The sequence below is a fragment of the Borrelia maritima genome, from assembly GCF_008931845.1.
Classification (GTDB): Bacteria; Spirochaetota; Spirochaetia; order Borreliales; family Borreliaceae; genus Borreliella; species Borreliella maritima.
The window spans coordinates 802,063-828,652 of record NZ_CP044535.1 but is presented as its reverse complement, the minus strand read 5'-3'; the positions used below and the strand labels follow the sequence as shown (position 1 = coordinate 828,652).

The window sequence follows — 26,590 nt, the reverse complement described above, 5'->3', positions numbered from 1 at the left end:
ATTAATGATATGATCCACTATCAATGGAATTATTTTCTTAAAAATGTTACTTTTCAAATAAGTTTAATTTTACTTTTTTTAGTAGCAGTTTCAAAGATAAATGCATCGTCCAAATTTTATTATGCAGAACAATGGTATGTAATTTTTCATGCTCAAATGAAAAAAAATCCTAAAAACTACAAGAAAAACATATTTTTTCTCCAAAAAGCTTTAAAATACCCATTTGGAAATCCAAAATATTCACTAACCAAAATAGAAACGAAAAAGCAATGGATAAAATATAAACTTCTTTTCAAAATGCATGTAAACCTGCTTCTAGTTAAGCAAAATTTATATTTGGGAGACTTGTTCGACACAAGAAATTTATATTTTTTCAAAACTTCAGAAAAAAATGAAATTATTCTCAATTTAGAAAAATCAAAAAAATTATATAAAATGGCTATTAACTACTACAATGAAGCACTAAAATATCACAAAAAACTTGAAAATTACAAATATGTTAAACTGGAAAAAGATGGAATAACAAGCTGGGAAAACGAATATCATAAAATTTCTCTTAAAGAATTAGATTATTATGATATTATTAAAAAAGAACTACTAAGAATTGAGAAAACTAAAGTATTTTTTGAACAAAAACCAAACTATTATTAAAAAAATTCTTTGCCTTCCTTGGAAAAAAAAATTTTATTTATATAATCCTTATTTAAAGAAAACTTTAAAACAAGATCTTTAAAATTATCTTTACTTAAAATACTATATTCTGAGAAAAGAGTTATTAGCGCTCTTTCCGCTAAAAAAGGTAGATCTAAAATATTTTTTAAAACTTTAGATCTAAATTCACACGCTTTCTCACTATCTAAAGAATTTATAAAATTAGAATTTTTAACATCGGTACTTAACGCTACAATTTCACCTTCAAGAAATTTTTTATCTCCTTGTGAATATAATAAAGCAAACGGCTTTAAAAAAGAAAAAAAATACTCCTTACCCACAAGATAATGATGCATTGAACATCTTGTAGAATAATTCGGGTAAATAGCAGATTCAATCTCTTCATCGCCACCAACAATAAGCAGAGGATCAAAATAGGGGGCTGGAATTTCTTTATTGTTGTAAAAATAATACCTATAAGAAAAAAAAGATTCTTCCATACAATCAATGTGCCCACAATAAGCTCCAAGCTTATAAAGCTTGTCCGAATATTCTACCAAAAGCTTAGCAGTATCATTAAAAGATTCTTTTCTAAAATTATAAAGCAATGTAGGCAATATAAACAAAATATTTTCATTTAGCGAAATTTTATTTAAAACAAAAATTAAACGTTCATCATAAAAACATGCCTCATCAATAATAAAAGTACCATAACTAGGGTTAGAAGCTATTAAGTTTTCAATATCAAAAGAGCTGCTAGCAAAACCAATCTCATCAATTTTATCTTTTCCGCCACCTCTATACGGTATTACATTTTCTGGATAATCCTGAAATCTTCTCTTATCAAGAAAATTTCTAATAAAAAATACATTAACCCTATTCCTATCTCCTTTAATAATATTACTCAAAACCTTAAAAGACTTTTTTCTTACAATAAGTGAATCTTTATAAATTTTTGCAGCATATTCTGTTTTTCCACTTCCCATAGGCCCAACTACAAGAATTAAATTTATTTTAACTTTAAAATCAAAATGACTAATAGACACAACGTTATTTAATTTAGTATCTTCTTTACTGGCAAAGTCTAAACAAAAGCCCAAAAATAACCCCCCAAAACAAATTTAATTATACAAATAAATAACAGCAAGAAAACATTAATACCACAAACCCAAAAATTAATATTAAAACTTCTATTAAGATTATTCTTAAAAAGAATAATAACTTTCAAAACAATCATCATCTAATAAGACTTTCTTTATTTTTAATTTACCCTTCTCGTAAATCTCAACATAATTAAATTTTTTAGAACCATTAACTTTCCTATAAATTGAAACCAAGCTTCCAACTACATAATTTTTAATTTCTACTAAATTAGATCCAAAATACTTTCTTTTACTTATTAAACTTGATCTAATATCTAAAACAGATTTTTTTTCAAAAAACAAATTTAAAGCATTGGATAGAAAAAAATCTTTAATATTAGTCAATAACAACTCCCTGATTCCAAGACTATTAAAATCATAACCTAAATTATTAAAAAGATTGAACTTAAAAGTATGTAAAGCAAAGGTATAAACATCCCTTTTATTAGGGTATTCAACCTCAATCATATCAACGTAAGGGTAAACAGAATAATTTATTTTATAACCAAATAAACTATTCTCATAATAAACTGGAAAATTGTCTTTAAAATAAACTTTATTAAAATACTTGTTATTTAAACTAAATTTGTTTGCAAAATCTACTATTCCTGAAAAAATACCCACTAAAACGCCATCTTTAAGTATGGCTATATTATTTTTATTATCAATACAATAAATTCCTGACAACCTTTTGTAATCTTCTAAAAATTTATTCTTAATATCAGGATCTTCTAAAAGATCATAAAACATTTTATATTCATTTATTGTCTCAGGAGGAAACTTTTTAAAAGCCTTATAAGCTTCAATAGGGTCTAAAAGTTTGTATTTTAAAAAATACATACTATGAATTCCATTATATTCTTTAATTTTACTCTTAAGAAAAGAAAACAAAGAAACAGAATTGTCATAATTAAAATCTGAATTTCTAAATATATAATTAATATTTTCGGGCGTAAAGAAAAAATCTTCTTTGGATTTAATAGTATTAAAAATACTAAAAAAAAACCTATCTTCTTTTAAAAACCACTTAAAAAATAAAAAATCATTACCATACAAGTAAAAAGCTTGAAATAAAACTTTTTTAAAATCGTCTCCAAAACTTTCAAGTCTTCCAGAAGCCTCAAGCCTCATGCAAATTAAATCTTTATCTATTTGTAATTCTTTATTTAAGTTTTCATACAAAGCAATAATTTCTTTATACATATTCTTATTATTTTGCCTTAAAAGTAATGAAAAATAATAAGCGTATATTTCTTTAAGAGTTGTTACTTTAAAATTATTAATATTAATTGCTTTTTTTAATAAATAAATTCTATCTATTAAAGGAATATCTTCTTTTAACGAAAGCTCATAAAGAGAATCTGAAGCTAGCAAATTAAAATCAAGAGATCCATAAATTAAATCATTGCCTTTTTGAAAATTGGGAAAATTTTTAGACTCATTAAAAAGAATACTTGAAATATCTTCATCTTCTTTGGTTAAAACTGCACCTAGGTTTATAGAAATAAAAAGAATAAAACCTATCTTTAAATAAAACATAAACACTTATCCTAAACTTTTATTTCCTCCTCCTTTACTTCTTTTGCAATAGAAGAGTCTACTGTAAATAAATCGTATTCATCTTTGCTAGGTTCAAACCCCAAAAGCTCTCTCACTTCTTTGTCTGTCAAAGTTTCCTTCATAACAAGCTCTTTTGCAAGCTTAACAAGTTGATCCTTATGTTTTAAAAGTATATTTGATGCCTCTTTTAAACACTCTTCAAGTATTCTTTTTACTTCTCTGTCAACTTTAGCAGCAGTGTTCTCAGAATAAGCTTTGGACTTTGAAAACTCTTTTGGAAGAAAAATGGGTGCTTCATCATCTACTAAAAATATTGGTCCAACCTCTTCACCCATTCCCCACTCCGTAACCATTTTTTTAGCCAAACTAGTAGCTTGCATTAAATCATTTTGAACACCCGCTGTTGTAACGCCTAAATTTATTTGCTCACTAGCATAACCACCATAACATATCTTTATTTTGTCAAGAATTTGATGCTTATTTATTGAAAGTCTATCTTCTTTTGGAAGCGAAAATGCAACACCAAGTGCCCTGCCCCTTGGAATAATGGTAACTTTATGAAGCGGATCAGCATGTTCAAGATAATAGTGAAGCAAAGCATGGCCTGCCTCATGATAGGCAGTCTCAAGCTTTTGTCTATCAGTAATAGTCATAGATTTTTTCGCAACTCCCATTAATATTTTATCTCTAGCCTCTTCCATATCCTTCATTGAAATTTCATCTTGATTATTCCTTGCTGCTATTAAAGCCCCTTCGTTAATTAAATTTGCAAGATCAGCACCACTAGCCCCAGGAGTAGCTCTTGCTATTACCTGTAAATTAATATCTTTTGAAAGCTTTGTCTTTGAAGAATGAATATTTAATATTGCCTCTCTTTCCTTAACATCAGGCAAAGAAACTGTTACTTGTCTGTCAAATCGCCCGGGCCTAAGCAAAGCAGAGTCAAGAACATCTGGACGATTTGTGGCAGCCATAACAATTACATTAGTATGAGTCCCAAATCCATCCATTTCAACCAATAGCTGATTAAGGGTTTGCTCCCTTTCATCATGACCACCACCAAGCCCTGCACCACGACTTCTGCCAACAGCATCAAGCTCATCAATAAAAATAATGCATGGGGAATTTTTTCTAGCATTATCAAATAAATCTCTAACACGACTTGCTCCAACTCCAACAAACATCTCAACAAAATCTGAACCTGACATATGGAAAAAACTAACCCCAGCCTCACCAGCAACGGCTTTGGCAAGCAAAGTCTTCCCAGTACCTGGAGAACCAACTAAAAGAACTCCTTTGGGAATTCTTGCCCCTATTTTTTCAAATTTTTTCGGATTTTTAAGAAATTCAACAACTTCACGAAGTTCTTGCTTGACTTCTTCTTGGCCAGCCACATCTTTAAAGGTGATTTTATTTTTTCCAGCTTCATACTTTTGAGCATTACTTTTACCAAAAGTAAAAACCTTTCCACCACCACCTTGAGTTTGACGAAATATAAAGAAAAAGAAAATAAAAAATAAAATCCATGGCAAAGTTTGCAATAAAACTCCAATTAAAGAAGCTTGGCTTTTTCCTGAGCTAAGCTCAACTTTTTTACTTTTCAGTTCTGCAAGCAGATTTATATCAAGATAAGGAATATTGGTAGAAAAATAAGATTTTGCAAAGTTAGAACCCTTGACAACAAATTGAATCAAACTTTTATCAATTATTACCACAGACTCAACTAGACCATTGTCCAAATAACTCTGGAAAGTGCTATAAGGAACATTTTTATAACTTTCCCCTCCCCTTATAAAATATGACATAAACATTGCTGAAATTAAAAAAATAACAACGAGTCCTAAAATCCAATTTTTATTTTTCTTTTTGTTATTAGATTTCCCATTATTATTAATATTATTATTGCCATTCATTCCTTTAAAAGCCCTCCAATAAAAGATATACTAATTTTTTTAAGAATGCTTTTTTCACTCCATACTAAGTTTAAAGTATTTAAATCAACAATTCCAATTAACTTGTTATCTAATGCTAATAACATTAAATAAATCGGATTACACCTTATAAACTTAGAAAAAAATTTTTTTGCTTTTAATTTATTCTTAAAAAATTTATATCTAAACTCATAAGAACAACATTTTAACCTTGATACAGAAGCTGCATCGCACTCTAAACATTTTAGCAAAATCTTACCTAAAGATAAACTATGCCATTTACCAACATCCAAAATAAAATCAAAAGGTTTGTAAAATTTTTCGTCCTTTTTAAAAATTAGATTAATTTTATTATGCCTTTTTTCTAAAAAAAAATCATTGGTTTTTAACAAAACATTATTTTTCTTTTTACTAATCTCTACTCTAAACATTTCACTGAGAGTTTTATAAGAAACTTTAGCTGTAATTCCCTCTGAATTTAAAATTTTGAAAATTAATCTAAACACCAAATACTTAGGAAAATCTAAAAAAGTATTCAAATCAAAAGAATAATAACATTTGCCTTTCTCAACAGGAAAAAATTCATCTTTTTCAAAATAATCTACAAATTCCTTTGAAAATTCAGATATTCTTTTAAGACATTTACCATACCCTTTAAAAATCTTTTCTATAGAAGGTAGCAAACTATTTCTAACCCTATTTCTTAAATATAAATCTTGAGTATTTGTACTATCAACAAAAAAATTAATCTCATTTAAAGATAAAAAATTTTCAATTTCTGCTCTTGAAACATCGAGCATAGGTCTTATAATATTCCCATTGACACCAGGAATACCCCTAAGACCATCTAAAAAAGATCCTTGAAAAAATCTCATAATTATTGTTTCAATTTGATCGTTCTCGTTATGAGCAAGTGCAATATAATTTGCATCATTTTCTTTAAGAGCATTTTCTAAAGCAATATACCTACATTTCCTTGCAAGCTCTTCAATAGATACCCCCAACTTAACTGACTCACTTTTTATATCTATATTGCATTTATTAATTTGCAAAGCAATATTGTAAAGCTCGCAAAACTCCCTTACATGCTCTATCTCTTTATTTTGCTCATAATCAGATCTAATAAAATGAGCAAAATAAAATGCAATAATATTATTGTTCAAATAATATTTTAAATTCAACAATAGAGTTGTAGAATCAGCCCCTCCAGAAAAAGCAACAATAACCCGATTTTTATTTAAAGAATTTTGTTTATAAAATTCATCTATTTTAATTTGTATATTATCATCTAAAAAACGCATTAAAAATTACTAGAGTTGATTTTTTGAACCTTATATTTAAAATTTGCTTCGTTAATATCAATTAGCTCATCACTCAAAAAATTATACAATTTTTCAAGCCTATCTATTTCATCCTTACAAAATCTAGAAAGAACAAAACTCTTTATATCAGACATAACATTGCTTCCAACACCAATATAAAGTCTACTGTAATTAGAGCTTCCAAGAGCATTCGAAATTGACTTAAGACCATTATGAGTAGACATTCCCCCACACTCTTTAAGCCTGCACTTTCCCAAAGGAAGATCAACATTATCAAGAACCACCAATAAATTCTTTATGCACATATAAAAGTCTGAAAATATTGAGGGGAATAAAGATCCGCTTAGATTCATATAAGTCAATGGCTTAACCAAAATTACTCTTCCAGAAATCATTCTTAACTCTGAATATTCATACTTTTCTTTTCTTTTTAAAAAAAGGCCATTCTTAGAAAGAATTTTATCTAAAAGAGAAAAGCCAACATTATGTCTGGTTAAAGAAAATTCTAGCCCAGGGTTTCCTAATCCAAGTATCAACAACCCCATAAAATCACTTTATAATAACAACTTCCAAGCTCTCGTCATTTTCTGCAAGCCTAATATTAACAGGCAGCACAAGATCTTTAAGAAGAACACTATCTCCTTTATTAACAGGTGTTAAATCAAGCTCTATGAATTCTGGCAAATCCAAAGGTAAAGATTTTACCCTGACTTGCTCTTTTAAAACAGTCAAAATTCCACCTTCTTTAACCCCAACAGAAGCCCCAATAAGCTTAATAGGAATATATTTTTCAAGCTCAATACTCTTATCTACTTCATAAAAATCAATATGATAAATGAGCTTGCTAGCAATATTTTCTGCAACTTCTTTAACAAAAACACATCTTTCAAGCTTGCCGTCATTTAGTATTAAAACAGTATTATCTGTAAATTTTGCAAATTTCTTATTAAACTCACTACTCTTAATTCTCAAGTGCGAAACATCATTGCCTCGCCCGTAAACAACAGCTGGTATTTCATCTTTGGCTCTTATTCTGCGAGCATTAGAAGACCCAAAACTTGATCTATATTGGCAACTTAAAATCCTGCTATTTTCCACCAAAAAACTCCTAATATAAAATACTGGGACGGAAGGATTCGAACCCTCGAATGACTGGACCAAAACCAGTTGACTTACCACTTGTCGACGTCCCAAATACCTTAATACTTACAATTGACAAGCATACAAGATACAACGAGCTTTGTCAACAATTATCTAAAAATCTAATTCAAGCTCAAGATCGGCTGGATTTTCTCTTATATATTCCTTAAAAATAGAAGTTTGCAAAGCCTTCCTAAAATCTTGACTAATAGGATGTACAATGTCTTTATACTCACCAACTCTAGTCCTTCTATTAGGCATAGCAATAAATACTCCCTTTTGCCCTTTAATAACTCTAATATTGTGAAGAACTAAACAATTATCAAAAGTAACCGCAACATACGCTAATAATTTAGAACCAGAATTTTTACTATCAACTTTCTTAATCCTTATGTCTGTAATATCCACTTATAAGCCTCCCGCAAAAAGTACATACCTTAAATCTAAAATATTTTCTATTTTTTGTAAACATATTTTTATGATATTTTTAGTTTTTTTAATTAAACAGCAATTAAGGATAAATAATGATTCCTTTGGACCATATTTTTTCAAGCTCATAGTATTCTCTAGACTTTTCGCTCATTAAATGAATTACCAAGTTTGAACCTGAAACAACAGTCCAGTCATAAACTAACCCTTTCCCCTGAACATTAAGATTAATTTTTTTTTCTTTAAAAAATTTAATTATCTTATCAATATATAAAGCTTCCATCTGCTTAAATGATACAAAGGTGGCTATTATAAAAAAATCAGTCCAATTACAAATATTGCTAACATTAATACCTATAACATCAATTCCATTAAAATCGCTTATTATTTTACACAAATCACTAACATCACTTATTTTTAACATATCTTCCATCAAAATCATCTCCTAAAATAACTATTACATCGGGATTAATATCAAGATTATCAAGCTCTAACATTTTGGTTTTAACTTCAGAAATTGGCTTGATATTTGAAGTTTTAATTGCCTCTCCAACTCTAACAGCCATTTCTAAATTATCCGAATTATTTATAATTAAGGTATTTTTATAAGAATTTTTATCTGCATTACCAAATTTTAAAACTTTAAATTTTAAAGAATTAAAAATATTTGCTGTTTTTTTTGCAAGTCCAACAATTTTTGTTCCATTTAAAACAATAATTTTTACTATCTCTTCTACACCTTCATTAATAAGCTCTTTATTTAATTTATCCACAGATTCTTTTAAAATAGCGCCTCCATAATAAGGAAAAACTACCCTTATCAAATTATTATTACTATCCTTAAAAATCTCTTCTTGTCCTTTAATGTTAATAGAAATAATTTTATCATTATTTATTTTATAATTTTTAACAATATACTTAAAAATAACCTCTGAAAGATTAGTGTCTAGCATGGAATATATTTTAAAAAAAATGTCATTTTCAATACCAAAATCTGAAATTTGAAAAAGGAGTTTTTTAAAAAACTCTTTAAAAAACTCGATCCTCTCTTCAAACTGATTAACATCGTTAAAATACCTCAAATAATCATATGCTTTATCACCATCAAAATTAGAAGTACCAGAAGGTATTAAAATAGAATTTTCCAAACTATAAACTTTTACTGGACTTTTAACAAGAAGTCTAACCCCTCCCAAATAATCAATGAGTTTAACAAAATTTTCTTTTTGAAAACGAATATAATAATCTGATTCGTGTGATAATTGTGTATAAATTTTAGATAAAAATCTATTAAAAGAATTTTTTTTATAAAGATCTTTAAACCAAGATATATTCCCTTTTAAATCTTCATACCCAGTATGAATTGGAATATCTAAAAACCCAATGTTTCCTGTTTTTATATTAATAAAAATTTCTTGCATACTGACAAGATTTTTGTTAAGATCTTCTATTAAAAACAAAAAGCTAATATTATTCTTCGTATTAAGCTCAAAGTAAACTAACTCTTTTTTAGAGCTTCTAATAAAAAAGATCACTACGCTCACTATTATTAAAGCAATTAAAAATAAAAAAATTAAATCCTTTCTCAAACATTTACCTTTTTAACATATAAATTATTATCTTTAATGTATTTTAACACACTAAAAGGCATTAAATAGCTAACAGGAAGTCCATTTGCAATTCTATTTCTAATCTCTGATGAGGAAATCGGTATTATTTTATTATCTATATAAATATGTTTAAAAGAGCTCTTAAGCTTCTCTTTGTAGATTCTGTGAGCAACAACAAGATCAACAGAATTTACAATATTTTGAGGATCTTTCCATGAATCAAAATTTTGAAAAAGATCATCCCCAATAACCAAAAAAAGTTTATTATTTTTATATTTTTTTTTAACACAAGAAATAGTATCAATAGTATAAGTTATGCCGCCATTTATTATATCACAATCATCTATGAGCATTTTATTTTCATTCTCTAATGCAAGCTCAAGCATATTTATTCTATTCTTAACACTAACACCCTCCTCAATCAATTTATGAGTCGGATTACAAGTAGGAATAAATATTACCTTATCAACATTTAAAAAATATTCTATTTCTTTAGCTAAAAAGATATGTCCAATATGGACTGGATTATAAGTGCCCCCCAATATTGCAATTCTCATAAATTATTTTCCCTAAATCAAATAAATTCGATATTCAAAAACCAAGCCTTAAAAATAAAAAAGCCGACAATCAAAATTAATTTTATTAAAAAGTTTTAGCCAAAATAAAAAATTCTTTAATAAGCTCATCAATCCCTCTATTTTCATAAATAGAGATACCAATAATCTTTTCTTCTCTTAAGGCTTTTATAAAGCAATTAAAATTTTTATCAGAACCATCCAAATCAAGCTTATTAGCAATAATAATTTTTTTCTTGTTAAAAAGATTATAGCTATAAGATTTTAATTCATTTAAAAGAATATTATACGATTCTAAAAAATTAGCCTCAGAAATATCAACCACTAAGGCTAAAATTTTAGTTTTAGCAATATGTTTTAAAAATTTGGTTCCAAGCCCTACTCCAAAGCTAGCACCTTTAATTATTCCTGGAATATCCGCAATGATTAAATCATCATAAGAACGTCTAAGCATACCGAGGTGAGGAATCTTTGTTGTAAAAGGATAATTTGCGACCTTAGATTTTGCTGAAGTTAGTCTATTAAGAAGAGAAGATTTGCCAGCATTGGGAAGACCAATAAGTCCAATGTCTGCCACTAAAAAAAGTTCAAGACGCACATTCAAACTATCACCTGATTCTCCAGGTTGAGCAAATCTTGGCACTCTTCTAACTGAAGTTTTAAAATTCCAATTACCAAGACCACCTCTGCCACCTTTTAAAACAACAAATTCGTCATTTAAATTTTTAAGCCTATACAAAAGAGTTCCATCATTTGCATTATAAATGTCTGTATTTTGGGGAACGAAAAGAATTAGATCTTTACCATTAGCACCACTTCTCTTAAAGCCCATTCCAGGTTTGCCATTTTCAGCACAAATCACATGACCATTTTTATAAAAAGATAAAGTGCTAAGATTTTCTCTTACCCTAAAGATTACACTCCCACCACTCCCACCATTTCCACCATTTGGACCTCCTTTTGCATTAAACTTTTCTCGCAAGAAAGAAACACATCCGGAACCCCCATTACCAGAAACTACAGTTATGGTTACAGAGTCTTTAAAGTTATACAAAATTTCTCCAATTTTTATACTAAAAGTAAAAATTTTTACATACTAAACAATATTTACATATTTTCGTCCCTTTAAAGTTTTAAACTCTACTTTGCCAGCTGAAAGCGCAAATATTGTATAATCTCTTCCAAGCCCTACATTTCTACCTTTATGAAACTTTGTCCCTCTTTGTCTAACTATTATCTCTCCAGCTTTAACAAGCTGACCACCGCTTCTTTTAACTCCAAGTCGCTTAGATATGGAATCTCGTCCATTCTTTGAACTACCACCACTTTTACTTGTTGCCATTAATTTTCCTCCAAAACTAATTTAATATCATTAGGATACTCAAAACACAAATCATTTATACCTCTAATTAAAAATCTACTATAATAAAAAAGACTTTCTTTATCCAAATCTTTAAAAAGGGTCTTAAATTCTAAGTAACCTCTTTTCGAATTTTTTACAATAAAAGCCTCGCCCTCAAGGTCAAGAACGCTGAAAAAGGTTCTCAAAATAAAAGAAAAAGAAGAGCAGACAACGTTAATATTATTCTTGCTTGCAGCATGACCATCGGCTAAAAGATAAATGATTACATTGTCTTTTACTTTTACTAGAACATTAATCAATAAACTTAAAAAACTATTTCATCAACTAAAATATAAGAATAGGTCTGCCTGTGTCCAACTTTTCTCTCGCTTGATTTTCTTCTTCTGTATCTGTAAGAAATAACCTTTTTATCTTTTTTATCTTCTTTATAGGTACATCTAATAAGAGAATTTACAACATAAGGTTTTCCTATCTTAATCTCTCCACCCTTTTTGATAAGCAGAACACTATTAAATTCTAACTTCTCTTTTTCAATAGGAGAAATTTTATCTATTTTTAAAAATTCACCCTCAACAGCCTTATATTGCTTGCCATTTATTTCTACCAATGCATACATCACATTACCTCAATTAAATATTGTAAATTTAATAAAAAAGAAAAGTCAAGCACCAACTTAATTATACCTTACAAGAGAATTAACCTCATAGCCTTCAAGAAGCTGTCTACCATTAATACCACAAAGCTCAATAAAACAAAAAATATCTTTAATCTTACCTCCAGCTCTCTCTAACAAGATTGCAGAAGATTTTAAAGTTCCACCAGTAGCCAATATATCGTCTATTAAAAGAATATTAGAATACATTTTAATATCGTCTTTATGCACCTCTATTCTCCCAAAGCCATATTCAAGCTCATACTCTTCGCTAAAAACCGCTCTGGGCAACTTGCCCTCTTTTCGGATTAAAACAAGAGGAAGTTGCATTTTTAAAGATAAAGGAGCACCTATTAAATACCCCCTAGACTCAACAACCGCAATGCAATCAATCTTTTTAACGCTATAAAAAGAATGTGCATCATTTATTAATGAGGTGTAAACTTCGGGTTTTAACAAAACACTAGTAATATCATAAAAAAGAACACCCTTTTTAGGAAAATCGGGCACTTTTGTAATAAACTGATCATAATACTCTTTTTTATTTTTCATAACCTACTCATCCATCTACATATTTGTGTATTTTTTCAAACCAATAAAACCCAAAACCAAATTCAATTTTTTACAGGGGGCGCTGGAACAAGATTATGTAAGTCTACTTTTGGTATTTCATCGGATTTAGCTCTTGTCCAAATTTTGCTTCTGCCAAAAATCCAAACTTTTCCCTTGGTTATAAGATTTCCGGTTTTACTATCCACACTAATCTCAGAATTATAAATTTTACCGTTTTTAGGATCTATTATTTTACCCCTATCCCACTTTTTAGAATCAGAAGAATACTTAAGACCCCACATAAAATCAAGACCTTCTATTGCAAGATTTTCAAATCCAACTACAGTGTCTCCTGAAGGATTGTCAATATCATATATTTTGCCGTCTTTTATTACATTTAAAATTCGGCCATAAACTTCTTCATTATATTTATAAATATAAATAATAGAATTTTTTATTTTACTCACATCATCATAGCCAACCCAATATCCTAAAACTTCATTTCCAAAATCAAGGTTCTCAGACCCGCTAATAATTTCTTTTTCATTTGAATCGTCTGAATTTGCAAACAAAAACATTGAAAAACAAAAAAAAAGAACAAACTTTGAAAAAACTCTATTCATCAATTCTCCTTAAAACTAATATAATAATTCTAAATTATAGTTCTTTTTTTAAATTACTCAGTTAAAACTAGCAATTTAAAATTAGCCACAAATATCATTATACAACTTATTTTATAATTTTAATTATTAAGGTTAAAACCTAGATAAAAAATATAATAATTAAGCAAAAAACAATAGGTCAATTAATTGTTATATAAGACAATTAATGCTAATATTAGTAAAGTTAATTGTCTTTAAGGATTTAAAAGTGCTAAGAGGAATTTATACAGCTGCCAGCGGAATGATGGCAGAAAGACGAAAGCTTGACATAGTGTCAAATAATTTGGCAAACATAGATCTTGTTGGATACAAAAAAGATTTATCCATTCAAAAAGCATTCCCGGAAATGCTAATAAGAAGGCTAAATGATGATGGCCTTTATAAATTTCCCAAAGGACATCTTGAAACAGCTCCTATTGTAGGTAAGCTGGGAACAGGGGTTGAAGAAAATGAGATATATACGGTATTTGAACAAGGTCCACTAAAAACTACCGGCAATCCATTAGATTTAGCACTAACTGATCAAGGATTTTTTGTAATACAAACTTCAGATGGAGAGCGATATACAAGAAATGGCTCTTTTACTATTGGAAAAGAGGGAATCCTTGTTACAAAAAGCGGATTTCCTGTTCTAGGAGAAAAAGGATATATTTATCTTAAAAAAAATAATTTTAAAATAACTCCTCAGGGACAAATCTTCCATAATTCAAACTTTGAAGCAAATCCGAAAAGACTTGTTAGTGAGTATGAAAATTCTTGGGAAAATTATGAACTGCTTGACACTATTAGGATTGTAAACTTTGAAAATCCTAGATTTCTCAAAAAACAGGGCAATTCTTTATGGGTCGATACAAAAACATCTGGCAAAGCACAAGAAATTAATATATCATTAAGACCTAAAATAGAAACAGAGGCGCTAGAAGCTTCCAACGTTAATGGTGTTAAAGAAATGGTTTTAATGATTGAAATCAACAGAGCTTACGAAGCTAATCAAAAAACAATACAAACTGAAGATAGTCTCTTGGGAAAATTAATAAATGAAATTGGAAAATATTAAGGAGCATATTTTATGATGCGAGCATTATGGACAGCAGCAAGTGGAATGACTGCACAACAATACAATGTAGACACAATTGCTAATAATCTTTCAAATGTAAATACTACAGGATTTAAAAAAGTAAGAGCAGAGTTTGAGGACTTAATTTATCAAACTCACAACAGAGCAGGAACTCCTGCAACTGAAAATACTTTAAGACCGCTTGGAAATCAAGTTGGTCACGGAACAAAAATTGCTGCCACTCAGAGAATATTCGAACAAGGAAAAATGCAGTCCACCAATTTGCTCACTGACGTTGCTATTGAAGGAGATGGATTTTACAAAATTCTTATGCCTGATGGAACTTATGGATATACTAGAGATGGATCTTTTAAAATCGATTCTAATCGAGAGCTTGTAACAAGCCAAGGATACAAAGTATTACCTAATATATTCTTCCCAGAAGAATATATCCAAAACTCAATTACAATATCTGAAGAGGGGATAGTATCAGCAAAAATTGACAACAGTAACGAGCCAATAGAGCTTGGGCAAATTGAAATATCAAGATTTGTTAATCCTGCAGGGCTAAGTGCTATTGGTAGCAATTTATTCAAAGAAACAGTTGGGTCAGGCCCAGAAATAACAGGAACACCAGGAAGTGAAGGAATGGGAAGACTAAGGCAAGGCATTCTTGAAATGTCAAATGTATCTATTGCTGAGGAAATGGTAACAATGATAGTAGCCCAAAGAGCTTACGAAATAAACTCAAAAGCTATTCAAACTTCTGACAATATGCTAGGAATAGCAAATAATTTAAAAAGGCAATAAAATAAAAAAAAAAATATTTGAATTATTTATTTTTATTTTATTTTTTCTTTTCATAACAAGCCCAATAATAGGCGTTGATCATGATTTGTGTTTCAACATTACTCCTAGTAAAGCATATTTCTTTTCAAAGAAATATTCAAAAGTATGCAACAATCAAAGCTTATCAAAAATATATATTCCTCCAAATTTAACAAAAAAATCAATAATTTTTGAAATGATTTATTACATTACAAAAAATTTATCAAATGAAAATATCTATATACTTCAATTCAACTTTGATGAATCTGAAATAAACATAGAAGACAAATTTTTTAAAAAAATAAAATTTAAAGTCAAAGGCAACACTTCATACAAAAATATTCCAATTCAAAAAACTATGGTTTATTATGCAAAAAACTTTGAAAGTTACAAAAGACACAATTACATTAATATGTATATTGATATAATTGAACCTATTGTATTTGCAAAAGAAAATCTAAAAAAAAATGAAATCCTTAATGAACACAATACATACTTTAAATACAAAATTAACACAACCAGAATAAATGATGTTTTAAGTCTAAATGAATTAAACAATAGTAAATATAAAGTTATACGTAACACAACCAAAAATGAAGAAATAAGGTTAAATAAAGTGCAAAAAGAATAATGCTTAATTTTTCTTAATCTAAAAATTATTAATTTTAATCTGTCTTAATTTAAACATTTAACAATTAAGGATTAAATCAGCAATTTGCCAAAAAAATTTCATTAATTATAATAATTGATATAAAATAATAGATATTAAATAAATAGGATAAATAATGAACAAACTAACGTTGGTGTTAATTGCACTTGCAACAAGCACGCTAGCTCAAACAAATAAAGCTTCAATGGGACTAAAAACAGAACAATCATTTAAATATAATCTATCTGAAAGCGTAAAATTAAAAGAAATTGCAAACATTTATTCCACAAACACAACTTTTTTAACAGGCATTGGAATAGTAGCGGGTCTTGCTGGAAAAGGAGACTCTCCAAAACAAAAAAACCTTTTAAGTAAAATTTTAGAAGAAAACAATGCAATAAATGAAATAAATTCTAATAACATAGAAAGCAAAAATATTGCACTAGTAAATGTCAGCCTCCAAGTAACAGGCAATACGATCAAAGGCTCAAAACATAAAGCTTACCTTGCATCAATATTAGACGCAAAAGATTTAACAAATGGAATACTTTTAAAAACAAATCTGAAAAATAAAGAAGGGAAAATAATAGCAATTGCATCAGGAATTATACAGACCAATAACAAATTAAAAGGATACGAATACACTTTAGATGGCATAATAATAAATGATAATCAAAATATTAACTACAGCTATAATATAATTCTTAAAAAAGGAAATTATACGTTAGTAAATAAAATTCACAAAATACTAACTTCTAAAAAAATAAACAACAAAATTAAATCAGATAACACAATAGAAATAGAAGTAAAAAAACTGAGCTTATTAGAAGAAATTGAAAATATTAAAATAGAAACTAATCCTAAAATATTAATAGACAAAAAAAATGGCATTATCCTAGCAAGTGAAAATGCAGAAATAGGAACGTTTACATTTTCTATTGAAAAAGACGATCAAAATATTTTAAGCAACAATAATAAAAAAACAATTCAAGTAAACTCAATGAAATTAAACGAATTTATATTGAAAAATTCCAACAATCTTAGTAATAAAGAATTAATTCAAATAATTCAAGCTGCACAAAAAATTAATAAATTAAATGGAGAACTTATCTTGGAGGAAGAAGTTAATGGAAACTAAAATTAATTTACAAAATCTAAAATTTAAAAATCAAATAAATAATTTTAAAAATCCGGCAGAAATAAAAAAATCCTTTCAAAAAAACGAAGAACTTCGAAAAGCTTCTTTAGAATTTGAAGCCATATTTATAAAACAAATGCTTGAAAGCATGAAAAAAACCCTTAACAAAGATCAAAATTTGCTAAGCGGAGGCCAAGTAGAAGAAATTTTCGAAGACATGCTTTACGAACAAAGAGCAAAACAAATAGCACAATCTCAAAGCTTTGGAATTGCAAATTCGATTTACAATCAATTACAAAAAAATAAATAAAATAATTTAAAAAAACACTCCCCCTCCCCCCAAAAAAAATATATCTAATTTAATTAAAAACTATTTTTAAACTAAATTGGCATAATTTTTGCATGTAGATTAAGTAGTAACAACTAATAATAACATTCAAGAAAGGGGAGAAAATACACTATTATGAATATATTTAGCAACGAGGATTTAAATATATATTTAAAATCGGTAAGAGAACATAAGCTAATTACTCACGAAGAAGAGATTAAACTTGCAGGACAAATCCAAAGAGGCAACGCAAAAGCAAAAAACAAAATGATAAACGCAAATTTGCGGCTTGTTTTAAAAATAATAAAAAGATATGCGGGCAAAGGACTAAAAATTGAAGACTTAATTCAAGAGGGCAACTTGGGATTAATAAGAGCTGCCGAGAAATATGATCCGAATAAAAACACTAAATTTTCAACTTATGCATCATTTTGGATTAAGCAATCACTACAAAGAGCATTAAACACTAAAACCAGATTGGTAAAAGTCCCATACAGAAAAGAAAATCTAATACTGCAAATAAATAAATATTTAACAGAAGAAGAAAAATCGCCCAAAAAAGAAGAAATAATGAAAAGATTTAATCTGTCTCCTGCCCAATATATAAAAATTATTCCTTATCTTGAAAAAGAATATTCTCTAGATAAAGAAATAGAGGGATCTGAAAACTCAACACTCTTAAATCTATACGAGGATAATTCTTTTAATCCTGAAATCACCCTTGAACAAGATTCAACTCTCAAACATTTAAATTATATACTTGAAACAAAATTAAATGAAAAGGAGAGATACATAATCAAAAAAAGATACAACCTGGACAATAGTCCCAAAAAAAGCACCCTAAAAGATATTTCAACAGAACTTGGAATATCATCAGAAACTGTAAGACAAATTGAAAAAAGAGTTCTTAAAAAACTAAAAGAAGAGATAAATTAACATTGACATTCATGACATGTTCTGATCTACTTTTAAGTCAGTGGTCATGAATGTTAATATTTTATATTAAAAAAAACAAATTTATTGTTGTAATTTTTATTATAATTGCTATTATTATTGGAATAACTCAAGTATTTACAAGTTTATTATATTTTAACAACAACTCAAAAATTGTAAATACACCATTTAAAGATGGATTTGAAACAATACAAAAAGACAAGCTAATAATAGAAAACAAAAAAGCCAAAATCAAGCCTAAATTTTACTTAATCATCGACGATGTGGGTTATGATGAATTTATGCTAGAACAATTTATAAAACTTAATCTTGAAATAAATTATGCTATTATTCCATTTTTACCAAAATCAATGATTTTATATGAAAAACTAAAAAATAATGGCAAAACAATAATAATACATTTCCCAATGCAATCAAAACATAGAAATGCAATAGAAAAATTTCATATAAACATAAAAGATAAAAAGGAAGAAATACACAAAAAAATTGAAAAAGCATTCGAAAAATATCCTGATGCAAAAATAATGAATAACCACATGGGTAGTCTAATAACTTCAAATAAAGATGTGATGAAAATCATTTTGACAAAACTTAAAGAGATTAACAGATATTTTTTCGACAGCGTAACTATTGCGGAAAGCGTATCAAAAATAATAGCAAGAGAAATAGGCGTTAGAGTAGAAAAAAGAGATGTATTCCTTGACAGTAAAGACACAGAAGAGTCTGTATTAAAGGAGCTAGAAAAAGCAAAAAATATTGCCCGAAAATATGGAATAGTAAAAGTAATCGGGCACATTTGGTCCAAAAACACACTAAAAGTTCTTAAAAAAGAAAGTCCTAATTTAAACCGGGAATTCGAATTTGACAATTTATTAAATCTTTACGAGGAAACAATAAAATGAAAGTGCTTGGAATAGAAACCTCTTGTGACGACTGTTGCGTAGCTGTAGTAGAAAACGGCATTCATATTTTAAGCAATATAAAATTAAATCAAAAAGAACACAAAAAATATTACGGCATAGTACCTGAGATTGCTTCAAGACTTCATACTGAAGCTATTATGTCTGTTTGCATAAAAGCACTCAAAAAGGCCAACACTAAAATATCTGAAATTGACTTAATAGCTGTAACATCCAAACCTGGGCTCATTGGATCCTTAATAGTTGGACTAAACTTTGCCAAAGGCCTAGCAATTTCATTAAAAAAACCTATTATTTGCATTGATCACATCTTGGGCCATCTTTACGCCCCTTTAATGCACTCAAAAATAGAATACCCATTCATATCATTATTGTTAAGTGGTGGGCATACATTGATTGCTAAACAAAAAAATTTCGATGATGTTGAAATACTTGGAAAAACTCTAGATGATTCTTGCGGAGAAGCTTTTGACAAAGTAGCAAAACATTATGATATGGGATTTCCGGGAGGCCCAAACATTGAACAAATATCTAAAAATGGAGATGAAAATACATTTAAATTTCCAGTTACTACCTTTAAAAAAAAAGAAAACTGGTATGATTTTTCATACTCTGGGCTAAAAACAGCTTGCATACATCAACTCGAAAAATTCAAAATCAAAGATAATCCAACAACAAAAAATAATATAGCTGCAAGCTTCCAAAAAGCTGCCTTTGAAAATCTAATCACTCCACTAAAAAGAGCAATAAAAGACACTCAAATTAACAAATTGGTAATAGCAGGCGGTGTTGCAAGCAATTTATACTTAAGAGAAAAAATAGGTAAACTTAAAATACAAACTTACTACCCTCCTCTTGATCTTTGCACAGATAATGGTGCAATGATTGCGGGACTTGGATTTAATATGTATTTAAAATATGGAGAAAGTCCAATTGAAATTGATGCAAATTCAAGAATAGAAAATTATAAAAACCAGTATAGAGGGAAACATAATGAAAAGAATTTTAGCAATGCATGACATTTCAAGCATGGGAAGAACATCCCTTACAATATGCATACCAGTATTATCTTCATTTAATATGCAAGTATGCCCTTTTGTAACAGCTGTCCTTTCTGCTTCTACAGCTTATAAAAAATTTGAAATAGTAGATTTAACTGATCATCTAGAAAAATTTATCAAGATGTGGAAAGAACAAAATGAACACTTCGACATATTCTATACGGGATTTCTGGGAAGCCAAGCACAACAAACAACAATAGAAAAAATAATTAAATTGATCAAATTTGAAAAAATTGTAATTGATCCTGTATTTGCTGACAATGGAGAAATTTACCCTATATTTGATAATAAAATAATTAGTGGATTTAGAAAAATAATAAAGTATGCAAACATAATAACGCCCAATATCACTGAGCTTGAAATGCTAAGCAAAAGCTCACAACTTAAAAACAAAGATGATATCATAAAAGCAATATTAAATCTTGATACAAAAGCAACGGTAATTGTTACAAGCATTAAAAGAGGAAATCTTTTAGGAAACATTTGCTACAATCCTAAAAACAAAGAATACTCGGAGTTTTTTTTAGAAGAATTAGAGCAAAATTTCAGCGGGACAGGAGATTTATTTACTAGCTTACTTATAGGACATTTGGAAAAATTTGAAACAGAACAAGCCTTAGAAAAAACAACAAAAGCTATTCACTTAATAATAAAAGAGTCAATTAAAGTAAATATTTCAAAAAAAGAAGGAGTTCAGATTGAAAATTTTTTAAAAAATACATTTTGAATTTAAATTTCATTAAATTCGATTTTTAAGATTGAATCAGTATTTTAGAACAAAGGAAATACCAATATTGCAATATATTATTAAAATAAAATGTGAAAAAATTTATTACAAAGCAAATGCTTTATTGTTTTCATAAGTAAACATATGTCAAATAAAAAAACAATATTTTTTGCAGGGGGAGGGACTGGAGGTCACGTATTTCCAGGAATATCCATAATACAAAAATTAAAAGAATTTGACAATGAAATTGAATTTTTGTGGATAGGTAAAAAAAATTCTATAGAAGAAAAACTAATAAAAGAACAAGATAATATTCAATTTATTTCGATTCCATGTGGAAAACTTCGACGCTATTTTTCTTTTCAAAACTTTACTGACTTTTTCAAAGTAATACTTGGAATAATAAAAAGCTTTTACATTTTAAAAAAATATAAACCTCAGATTATCTATGCAACCGGGGGCTTTGTGTCGGCTCCTGCAATTATTGCATCCAGTCTGCTAAAAATAAAAAGCATAACCCATGAAATGGATCTAGATCCTGGACTTGCAACAAAAATTAACTCTAAATTCGCAAGTAAAATACACATAAGCTTCAAAGAAAGTGAAAAATACTTTAAAAACCATAAAAAAATTATCTACACAGGATCTCCCATAAGAAGAGAATTTTTAAACCCAAATCCCAAAATAATCAAACAATTAACCCAAAACACCAACAAGCCAATTGTTAGCATACTTGGGGGATCTCTTGGTGCTAATGCTTTAAACAACCTTGCACTCCACATTAAAAAAGATACTGAAATCTATTTCATTCATCAATCGGGAAAAAATTTAAATGCCCTGAGAGAAAATAATTACCTTAGAAGGCAATTTTTTAATGCAGAAGAAATGGCAAGCATAGTTAAATTTTCCAATATAATAATAAGCAGAGCTGGAGCTGGGACAATAAAGGAAATTGCAAATGCTGGCGCATGTGCAATTTTGATTCCACTTAAAAAAGGATCTAGAGGAGATCAAATTAAAAATGCAAAATTACTGAAAAACCAAAATGCTTGCATTTATATAGATGAAGATGAAATTTTAAATATAAATATTTTAAAAATTATAAAAAAAACTTTAAAAGATAGAGAAAAAATTAACCCTCTCAAAGAAAATGTCAAAAAATTCAATAATAAGCATTCTTCAACTTTAATAGCCAAATTACTAATAAAAGATATTAAGGAGAAAAAATCTAAATGATAATAAACGATCCTGTAAAAATAACTGGAATAGTAGACATATTAATAATAATAATTTTTACATCTTTAGGATTTAGAGGATTTTTAAGAGGATTTATTAAAGAAATTAGCGGATTTGCTGAAGTTTTTGTTTTAATGCTACTACTTTACAAAAAAACTGAAGAGTTTAGAAGACTGGTTGAACCTATTATTGAGCTATCTTACATTCAAGCACTACTTGTATTTTTTCTGCTTATACATATAGGATTTTTAATACTACAATCCCTAATAGAATCAATAATAAGTCAGCTTAAATTACTATTCTTCAATAGGATACTAGGCTTAGTACTTGGTCTACTTGAAGCTTTTGGAATAATTGCAATCGCGGTTTACATAATACACTCACAACAAATATTTAAGCCTGAATATTTCCTAAAAGAAAGCAAGCTGCTTGATTATTTGAATCCTGGAATAAACTATCTCTTTAAAATCTCAAAAACAAAATAAGGAGCCAATAATAACAATGCTTCCAAAGATTGCAAAAGCCATAATAAGCACATATAATCAAAAAACATTGCCAAATGCAATTCTTCTATTAGGAGAAAAGTTTTCATCAAAAAAGACAAGCGCAATTGAGATTGCAAAAAAAATATTAAACGAAAAAAACCTAACAAACCCCAATTTGCTCATTTTCTCAAATCTCGATACAATAGAAGCAAAAGCACATCTTTCTACGAAGTCGAATCAAATAGCAAACAAATATTTAGAGTTCATTAAAACTGTGATTTTTACTAAATGTTATTTTACTAATGAAAAAAATTTGAAAAAAATAGAGAAAAATATCAACTACATTAATTCTGTTTGCTATAGAAAAGAATACAATACAGAGATAAAAAATGAACTTATAAAAAATATAGAAAATATAAACAAAGAACTAAATCATAATATTACTGTTTATGATGTAAAAAAAATTCAAACTTGGATTTTTTCTGAAAAAGAAAAACCAAAGGTAATCTACATAAACGAAATCGAAAATTTATCATTTAATGTCCATAACTCACTTTTAAAAATACTAGAAGAGCCCCCTTCAAATATTTACTTTATCTTAGCAGCAAGAAATAAAAACAAAATACCAAAAACAATACTTTCAAGACTTAGAGTCTACAATTTCACAAAACTAGAAAGAAGTTTAGAAATTCAAAGATTTAAAGAAAGCTTCCTAATAGACAAAGATATAACAATTGAAGAGTATTTTGCCTCATTTTACAAAGAAGAAAGCAAAAAAATAAAAAAAGAATTAATAAAAATTCTAAATATAATAAAAGAAAAAAAATCCATATTAAATCTTGAAGAAATCGACTTTATAAAGGATGATCAAAGCTTTAAAATTTTTTTAAACGAACTTTTAATTAACATTAGAAAAGATTTTTTAGAAAACAAAATAGATATCAATCAATATCTAAAATATACAGAACATTTGAAAAATATTTACAAATATCGCCCTTATAATCAAAATAAAAAATTAATAATAGAAAACCTTATGCTAAATTATGAGGAGATATGAATAATTTTTTTAAAAAAGCTTTAACAAAGCTAAATAAATTATCTAATGAACAAAAAATTAAATTTATCGAACAAATTTACAAAAAAATAGAAATATATGATGGAATATTTGCATCAATTAATGAAGGAATCATTGTACTTGACAAACAAAACAACATAATCTATTCAAACAAGATTTTATATCAAATTTTAGCACTAACATCTAAATCGAAAATAGAAATTCTTGATGACATTCAAATTCCAATCTTAATAAATTTAATAAAAGAACTGGTTAGAACAGAAGATAAAATAATAGGATTAGAAGTTCCAATCTCAAGCAACATATATATTAAAATTTCATTTATGCCTTATGTAAAAGAAAAAAAACTTGAAGGCAATATTATTTTAATCGAAGATATTAAAGAGAAAAAGAAGCAGGAAGAGCTATTTAGAAGGGTTGAAGCTTTAGCCTCTTTTACAAGACATGCAAGAAATATTGCTCATGAAATCAAAAACCCCCTAGGAGCAATCGATATAAATTTACAACTGCTAAAAAAGGAAATTGAAAAACAAAAAATGAAAAATGGTAAAGCTGAAAATTACTTTAAAGTAATAAAAGAAGAAATAAACAGAGTAGACAAAATAGTAAAAGAATTTTTATTAACCGTTAGACCAATAAAAATTAACTTGCAAGAAGAAGACATTAAAGAAGTAATAAACAGTGTATGTGAATTATTAAGTCCTGAATTAGAAAACAAAAACATAAAACTACTGCTTAATTTAAACAAAATAAGCAATATTCTAATTGATGAGAAGCTATTAAAACAAGTTATTATAAACATCGTTAAAAACGCAGAAGAAGCACTACTTGAAACAAAAAAAGAAATAAAAAAAATAGAAATTTTTCTTTTTGAAAAAGACAATAAAATACATATCAACATAAAAGATAATGGAAGCGGGATAAAAGATGAAGTAAAAGAAGAAATATTTAAACCTCAATTTAGCACAAAAGAAAAAGGAAGTGGAATAGGTCTTACTATTTCTTATAAAATAATACAAGAACTTGGGGGTGAAATTTTTGTGGAAAGCAAAGAAGGCAAAGGTACTATTTTTACGATTACACTTCCTAAACTAAATAAAAAAAATATTTTAATTGAAGGGTATTAAAAATGAGCAAAATACTTGTAGCCGATGATGAAAAAAATATTAGAGAAGGAATTGCTACTTATCTTGAAGATGAAGGATATTTTGTTTTCACCGCTAGTGACGGAGAAGAAGCTCTTGAAACAATTGAAAATGAAAATATTGACGTAATAATATCTGATCTAAGGATGCCTCAAATATCTGGAGAAAAATTGCTCAAAATAGTTAAAGAAAAAAACTTAGAAATACCTTTTATTGTTTTAACAGCTCACGGAACAGTTGATTCTGCTGTAGACGCCATGAGAGAGGGTGCTTACGATTTTTTAACAAAACCCTTAGACCTTGAAAGACTTTTATTAATAATAAAAAGATCATTAAATAAAAAAGAAAATAATGATTATGAAAATACCAATTTAGAAAATATACTGGTAAGAAAAGATTTAAAATACTATGAAAAAATCATGGGGAAATCGCTATTAATGCAAAAAATTTTTGAACTTGTAGTACAAATAGCAAAATCAAATGCATCTGTTCTTATAACGGGCGAAAGTGGTGTTGGGAAAGAAATAATAGCCGATGCTATTTTTGATCTTTCAAATAGAAATGACAAACCATTTATAAAGGTAAATTGCGCTGCGCTTTCTGAAGGCATCCTTGAAAGCGAGCTTTTCGGCCATGAAAAAGGAGCTTTCACTGGCGCGATTTCCCAAAAAAAAGGCAGATTTGAACTTGCAAACAAAGGTACAATTTTTCTTGACGAGATAGCAGAAATTTCGCCTGGAATTCAAGTTAAACTTTTAAGAGTGCTCCAAAACAAAACCTTTGAACGTGTTGGGGGAGAAAACACAATTAAAGTTGACATTAGGCTTCTGGCTGCAACAAACAAGAATATTGAAGAAGAAATTAAAAAGGAAAAATTTAGAGAAGATTTGTTTTATAGATTAAATATTATTAACATAAACATACCACCTTTAAGAGAGAGAAAAGATGATATATCCTATTTAACAAACATACTAATAAAAGACGTTGCAAAGGAAAACAACAGAAAAGAGAAAACTCTCTCTAATGATGCAATGAAAGCTCTCTATTATTACGATTGGCCAGGAAATATTAGAGAATTAAAAAATGTGCTTGAAAGTGCATTAATATTGTCAAAAGGCAAGCAAATCACCAAAGAAGATTTGCCTGCAAAAATTAAAAATAATGAAAATCTTACATTTAAGATAACACTACCAATAGGAATTAGCCTAAAAGAAGCTGAAAAAGAAATAATAAAGCAAACGCTTTTTCATTCCAAAAACAACAAAAGCAAATGCGCAGAAATACTAAAAATAGGGAGAAAAACTTTACATAATAAAATAATTGAATATCATATCGATCAATAAAATTTATTTTCAATTATCAAATTATAATTGGTACAAAAAAATAATACTATTTTAA

Annotated in this window: 31 protein-coding genes and 1 tRNA gene; 15 read left to right on the top strand and 17 right to left on the bottom strand. The window is 28.0% G+C overall.

Going from position 1 to position 26,590, the window contains the following annotated elements; all coding sequences use genetic code 11:
- Positions 1 to 9 precede the first annotated feature (9 nt).
- Positions 10 to 651, top strand: coding sequence for a hypothetical protein (locus DB723_RS04000; protein WP_151552776.1), 642 nt, complete (start codon positions 10 to 12; stop codon positions 649 to 651).
- Here the strand turns inward: DB723_RS04000 and DB723_RS03995 are convergent.
- The 17 genes from DB723_RS03995 to DB723_RS03915 form a co-directional block, all read right to left on the bottom strand.
- Positions 648 to 1,751 carry a thymidine kinase gene (locus DB723_RS03995; RefSeq protein WP_151552775.1) on the bottom strand — a complete coding sequence of 368 codons (1,104 nt, stop codon included), beginning with the start codon at positions 1,749 to 1,751 and terminating at the stop codon, positions 648 to 650. The genes DB723_RS04000 and DB723_RS03995 overlap by 4 nt on opposite strands.
- A gap of 105 nt (positions 1,752 to 1,856) precedes the next feature.
- The gene (locus DB723_RS03990; protein WP_151552773.1) at positions 1,857 to 3,332 is read right to left on the bottom strand and encodes a hypothetical protein; all 1,476 of its coding nucleotides are present in this window, start codon (positions 3,330 to 3,332) and stop codon (positions 1,857 to 1,859) included.
- Between the two features lie 11 nt (positions 3,333 to 3,343).
- Positions 3,344 to 5,266, bottom strand: coding sequence for an ATP-dependent zinc metalloprotease FtsH (gene ftsH / locus DB723_RS03985; protein ID WP_151552771.1), 1,923 nt, complete (start codon positions 5,264 to 5,266; stop codon positions 3,344 to 3,346).
- Positions 5,263 to 6,585, bottom strand: coding sequence for a tRNA lysidine(34) synthetase TilS (gene tilS, locus DB723_RS03980; protein ID WP_151552769.1), 1,323 nt, complete (start codon positions 6,583 to 6,585; stop codon positions 5,263 to 5,265). Before tilS ends, ftsH begins: the two co-directional genes overlap by 4 nt.
- Positions 6,585 to 7,151, bottom strand: a complete 567-nt coding sequence (gene pth, locus DB723_RS03975) for an aminoacyl-tRNA hydrolase (protein ID WP_151552767.1) — start codon at positions 7,149 to 7,151, stop codon at positions 6,585 to 6,587. Before pth ends, tilS begins: the two co-directional genes overlap by 1 nt.
- 4 nt (positions 7,152 to 7,155) lie before the next feature.
- Positions 7,156 to 7,704 (bottom strand): 50S ribosomal protein L25/general stress protein Ctc, encoded by a 549-nt coding sequence (locus DB723_RS03970; protein WP_151552765.1) that lies wholly within the window; start codon positions 7,702 to 7,704, stop codon positions 7,156 to 7,158.
- Positions 7,705 to 7,727: 23 nt separating this feature from the next.
- A tRNA-Gln gene (locus DB723_RS03965) sits at positions 7,728 to 7,799 on the bottom strand.
- A 61-nt stretch (positions 7,800 to 7,860) separates the two neighbouring features.
- Complete coding sequence (gene spoVG, locus DB723_RS03960; RefSeq protein ID WP_002557374.1) at positions 7,861 to 8,154, bottom strand: DNA-binding protein SpoVG; 294 nt, start codon at positions 8,152 to 8,154, stop codon at positions 7,861 to 7,863.
- Positions 8,155 to 8,257: 103 nt separating this feature from the next.
- Positions 8,258 to 8,608 carry a ribosome silencing factor gene (gene rsfS, locus DB723_RS03955; RefSeq protein WP_151552763.1) on the bottom strand — a complete coding sequence of 117 codons (351 nt, stop codon included), beginning with the start codon at positions 8,606 to 8,608 and terminating at the stop codon, positions 8,258 to 8,260.
- Positions 8,583 to 9,764 (bottom strand): LCP family protein, encoded by a 1,182-nt coding sequence (locus DB723_RS03950; protein ID WP_151552761.1) that lies wholly within the window; start codon positions 9,762 to 9,764, stop codon positions 8,583 to 8,585. Before DB723_RS03950 ends, rsfS begins: the two co-directional genes overlap by 26 nt.
- Positions 9,761 to 10,342, bottom strand: coding sequence for a nicotinate (nicotinamide) nucleotide adenylyltransferase (gene nadD, locus DB723_RS03945; protein WP_151552759.1), 582 nt, complete (start codon positions 10,340 to 10,342; stop codon positions 9,761 to 9,763). The genes DB723_RS03950 and nadD overlap by 4 nt, the downstream gene beginning before the upstream one ends.
- A gap of 85 nt (positions 10,343 to 10,427) precedes the next feature.
- Positions 10,428 to 11,414 (bottom strand): GTPase ObgE, encoded by a 987-nt coding sequence (obgE, locus tag DB723_RS03940; RefSeq protein ID WP_151552757.1) that lies wholly within the window; start codon positions 11,412 to 11,414, stop codon positions 10,428 to 10,430.
- Between the two features lie 42 nt (positions 11,415 to 11,456).
- On the bottom strand, positions 11,457 to 11,702 hold the full coding sequence (rpmA, locus tag DB723_RS03935) for a 50S ribosomal protein L27 (protein WP_151552755.1): 246 nt from the start codon (positions 11,700 to 11,702) through the stop codon (positions 11,457 to 11,459).
- Positions 11,702 to 12,022 (bottom strand): ribosomal-processing cysteine protease Prp, encoded by a 321-nt coding sequence (locus tag DB723_RS03930; protein WP_151552753.1) that lies wholly within the window; start codon positions 12,020 to 12,022, stop codon positions 11,702 to 11,704. Before DB723_RS03930 ends, rpmA begins: the two co-directional genes overlap by 1 nt.
- Positions 12,023 to 12,027: 5 nt before the next feature.
- Complete coding sequence (gene rplU / locus DB723_RS03925; protein WP_151552751.1) at positions 12,028 to 12,339, bottom strand: 50S ribosomal protein L21; 312 nt, start codon at positions 12,337 to 12,339, stop codon at positions 12,028 to 12,030.
- 57 nt (positions 12,340 to 12,396) lie between these two features.
- The gene (locus tag DB723_RS03920) at positions 12,397 to 12,927 is read right to left on the bottom strand and encodes an adenine phosphoribosyltransferase (RefSeq protein ID WP_151552749.1); all 531 of its coding nucleotides are present in this window, start codon (positions 12,925 to 12,927) and stop codon (positions 12,397 to 12,399) included.
- Between the two features lie 62 nt (positions 12,928 to 12,989).
- On the bottom strand, positions 12,990 to 13,550 hold the full coding sequence (locus DB723_RS03915; RefSeq protein WP_151552747.1) for a DUF2147 domain-containing protein: 561 nt from the start codon (positions 13,548 to 13,550) through the stop codon (positions 12,990 to 12,992).
- A 247-nt stretch (positions 13,551 to 13,797) separates the two neighbouring features.
- Between DB723_RS03915 and flgF the strand changes: the two genes are divergently transcribed.
- From flgF to DB723_RS03845, 14 genes are all read left to right on the top strand, one after another.
- Positions 13,798 to 14,646: a flagellar basal-body rod protein FlgF gene (gene flgF / locus DB723_RS03910; protein WP_151552745.1), complete on the top strand. Its 849-nt coding sequence runs from the start codon at positions 13,798 to 13,800 to the stop codon at positions 14,644 to 14,646.
- A gap of 12 nt (positions 14,647 to 14,658) precedes the next feature.
- Positions 14,659 to 15,456, top strand: a complete 798-nt coding sequence (gene flgG / locus DB723_RS03905) for a flagellar basal-body rod protein FlgG (RefSeq protein WP_151552743.1) — start codon at positions 14,659 to 14,661, stop codon at positions 15,454 to 15,456.
- A gap of 85 nt (positions 15,457 to 15,541) precedes the next feature.
- A complete protein-coding gene (locus DB723_RS03900; protein WP_407645343.1) occupies positions 15,542 to 16,105 on the top strand; it encodes a hypothetical protein in 564 nt (187 codons plus the stop codon).
- Between the two features lie 154 nt (positions 16,106 to 16,259).
- Positions 16,260 to 17,261, top strand: a complete 1,002-nt coding sequence (locus tag DB723_RS03895) for a flagellar basal body P-ring protein FlgI (protein ID WP_151552739.1) — start codon at positions 16,260 to 16,262, stop codon at positions 17,259 to 17,261.
- A complete protein-coding gene (locus tag DB723_RS03890) occupies positions 17,251 to 17,571 on the top strand; it encodes a rod-binding protein (RefSeq protein WP_151552737.1) in 321 nt (106 codons plus the stop codon). Before DB723_RS03895 ends, DB723_RS03890 begins: the two co-directional genes overlap by 11 nt.
- Before the next feature lie 153 nt (positions 17,572 to 17,724).
- Positions 17,725 to 18,525 carry an RNA polymerase sigma factor RpoS gene (gene rpoS, locus DB723_RS03885; protein WP_002557358.1) on the top strand — a complete coding sequence of 267 codons (801 nt, stop codon included), beginning with the start codon at positions 17,725 to 17,727 and terminating at the stop codon, positions 18,523 to 18,525.
- Between the two features lie 50 nt (positions 18,526 to 18,575).
- On the top strand, positions 18,576 to 19,445 hold the full coding sequence (locus DB723_RS03880; RefSeq protein WP_151552735.1) for a divergent polysaccharide deacetylase family protein: 870 nt from the start codon (positions 18,576 to 18,578) through the stop codon (positions 19,443 to 19,445).
- A complete protein-coding gene (gene tsaD / locus DB723_RS03875) occupies positions 19,442 to 20,482 on the top strand; it encodes a tRNA (adenosine(37)-N6)-threonylcarbamoyltransferase complex transferase subunit TsaD (RefSeq protein WP_151552733.1) in 1,041 nt (346 codons plus the stop codon). Before DB723_RS03880 ends, tsaD begins: the two co-directional genes overlap by 4 nt.
- Complete coding sequence (locus DB723_RS03870; RefSeq protein WP_151552731.1) at positions 20,457 to 21,251, top strand: PfkB family carbohydrate kinase; 795 nt, start codon at positions 20,457 to 20,459, stop codon at positions 21,249 to 21,251. Before tsaD ends, DB723_RS03870 begins: the two co-directional genes overlap by 26 nt.
- Before the next feature lie 144 nt (positions 21,252 to 21,395).
- The gene (gene murG, locus DB723_RS03865) at positions 21,396 to 22,487 is read left to right on the top strand and encodes an undecaprenyldiphospho-muramoylpentapeptide beta-N-acetylglucosaminyltransferase (protein WP_151552729.1); all 1,092 of its coding nucleotides are present in this window, start codon (positions 21,396 to 21,398) and stop codon (positions 22,485 to 22,487) included.
- Positions 22,484 to 22,972: a CvpA family protein gene (locus tag DB723_RS03860; protein ID WP_151552727.1), complete on the top strand. Its 489-nt coding sequence runs from the start codon at positions 22,484 to 22,486 to the stop codon at positions 22,970 to 22,972. Before murG ends, DB723_RS03860 begins: the two co-directional genes overlap by 4 nt.
- A gap of 10 nt (positions 22,973 to 22,982) precedes the next feature.
- Positions 22,983 to 24,029: a hypothetical protein gene (locus DB723_RS03855; RefSeq protein WP_151552725.1), complete on the top strand. Its 1,047-nt coding sequence runs from the start codon at positions 22,983 to 22,985 to the stop codon at positions 24,027 to 24,029.
- Entirely contained in the window at positions 24,026 to 25,174 is a 1,149-nt protein-coding gene (locus DB723_RS03850) for a two-component system sensor histidine kinase NtrB (protein ID WP_151552723.1), read from the top strand. Before DB723_RS03855 ends, DB723_RS03850 begins: the two co-directional genes overlap by 4 nt.
- Before the next feature lie 2 nt (positions 25,175 to 25,176).
- Complete coding sequence (locus DB723_RS03845; protein WP_151552721.1) at positions 25,177 to 26,535, top strand: sigma-54-dependent transcriptional regulator; 1,359 nt, start codon at positions 25,177 to 25,179, stop codon at positions 26,533 to 26,535.
- The last annotated feature ends 55 nt before the right edge of the window (positions 26,536 to 26,590 follow it).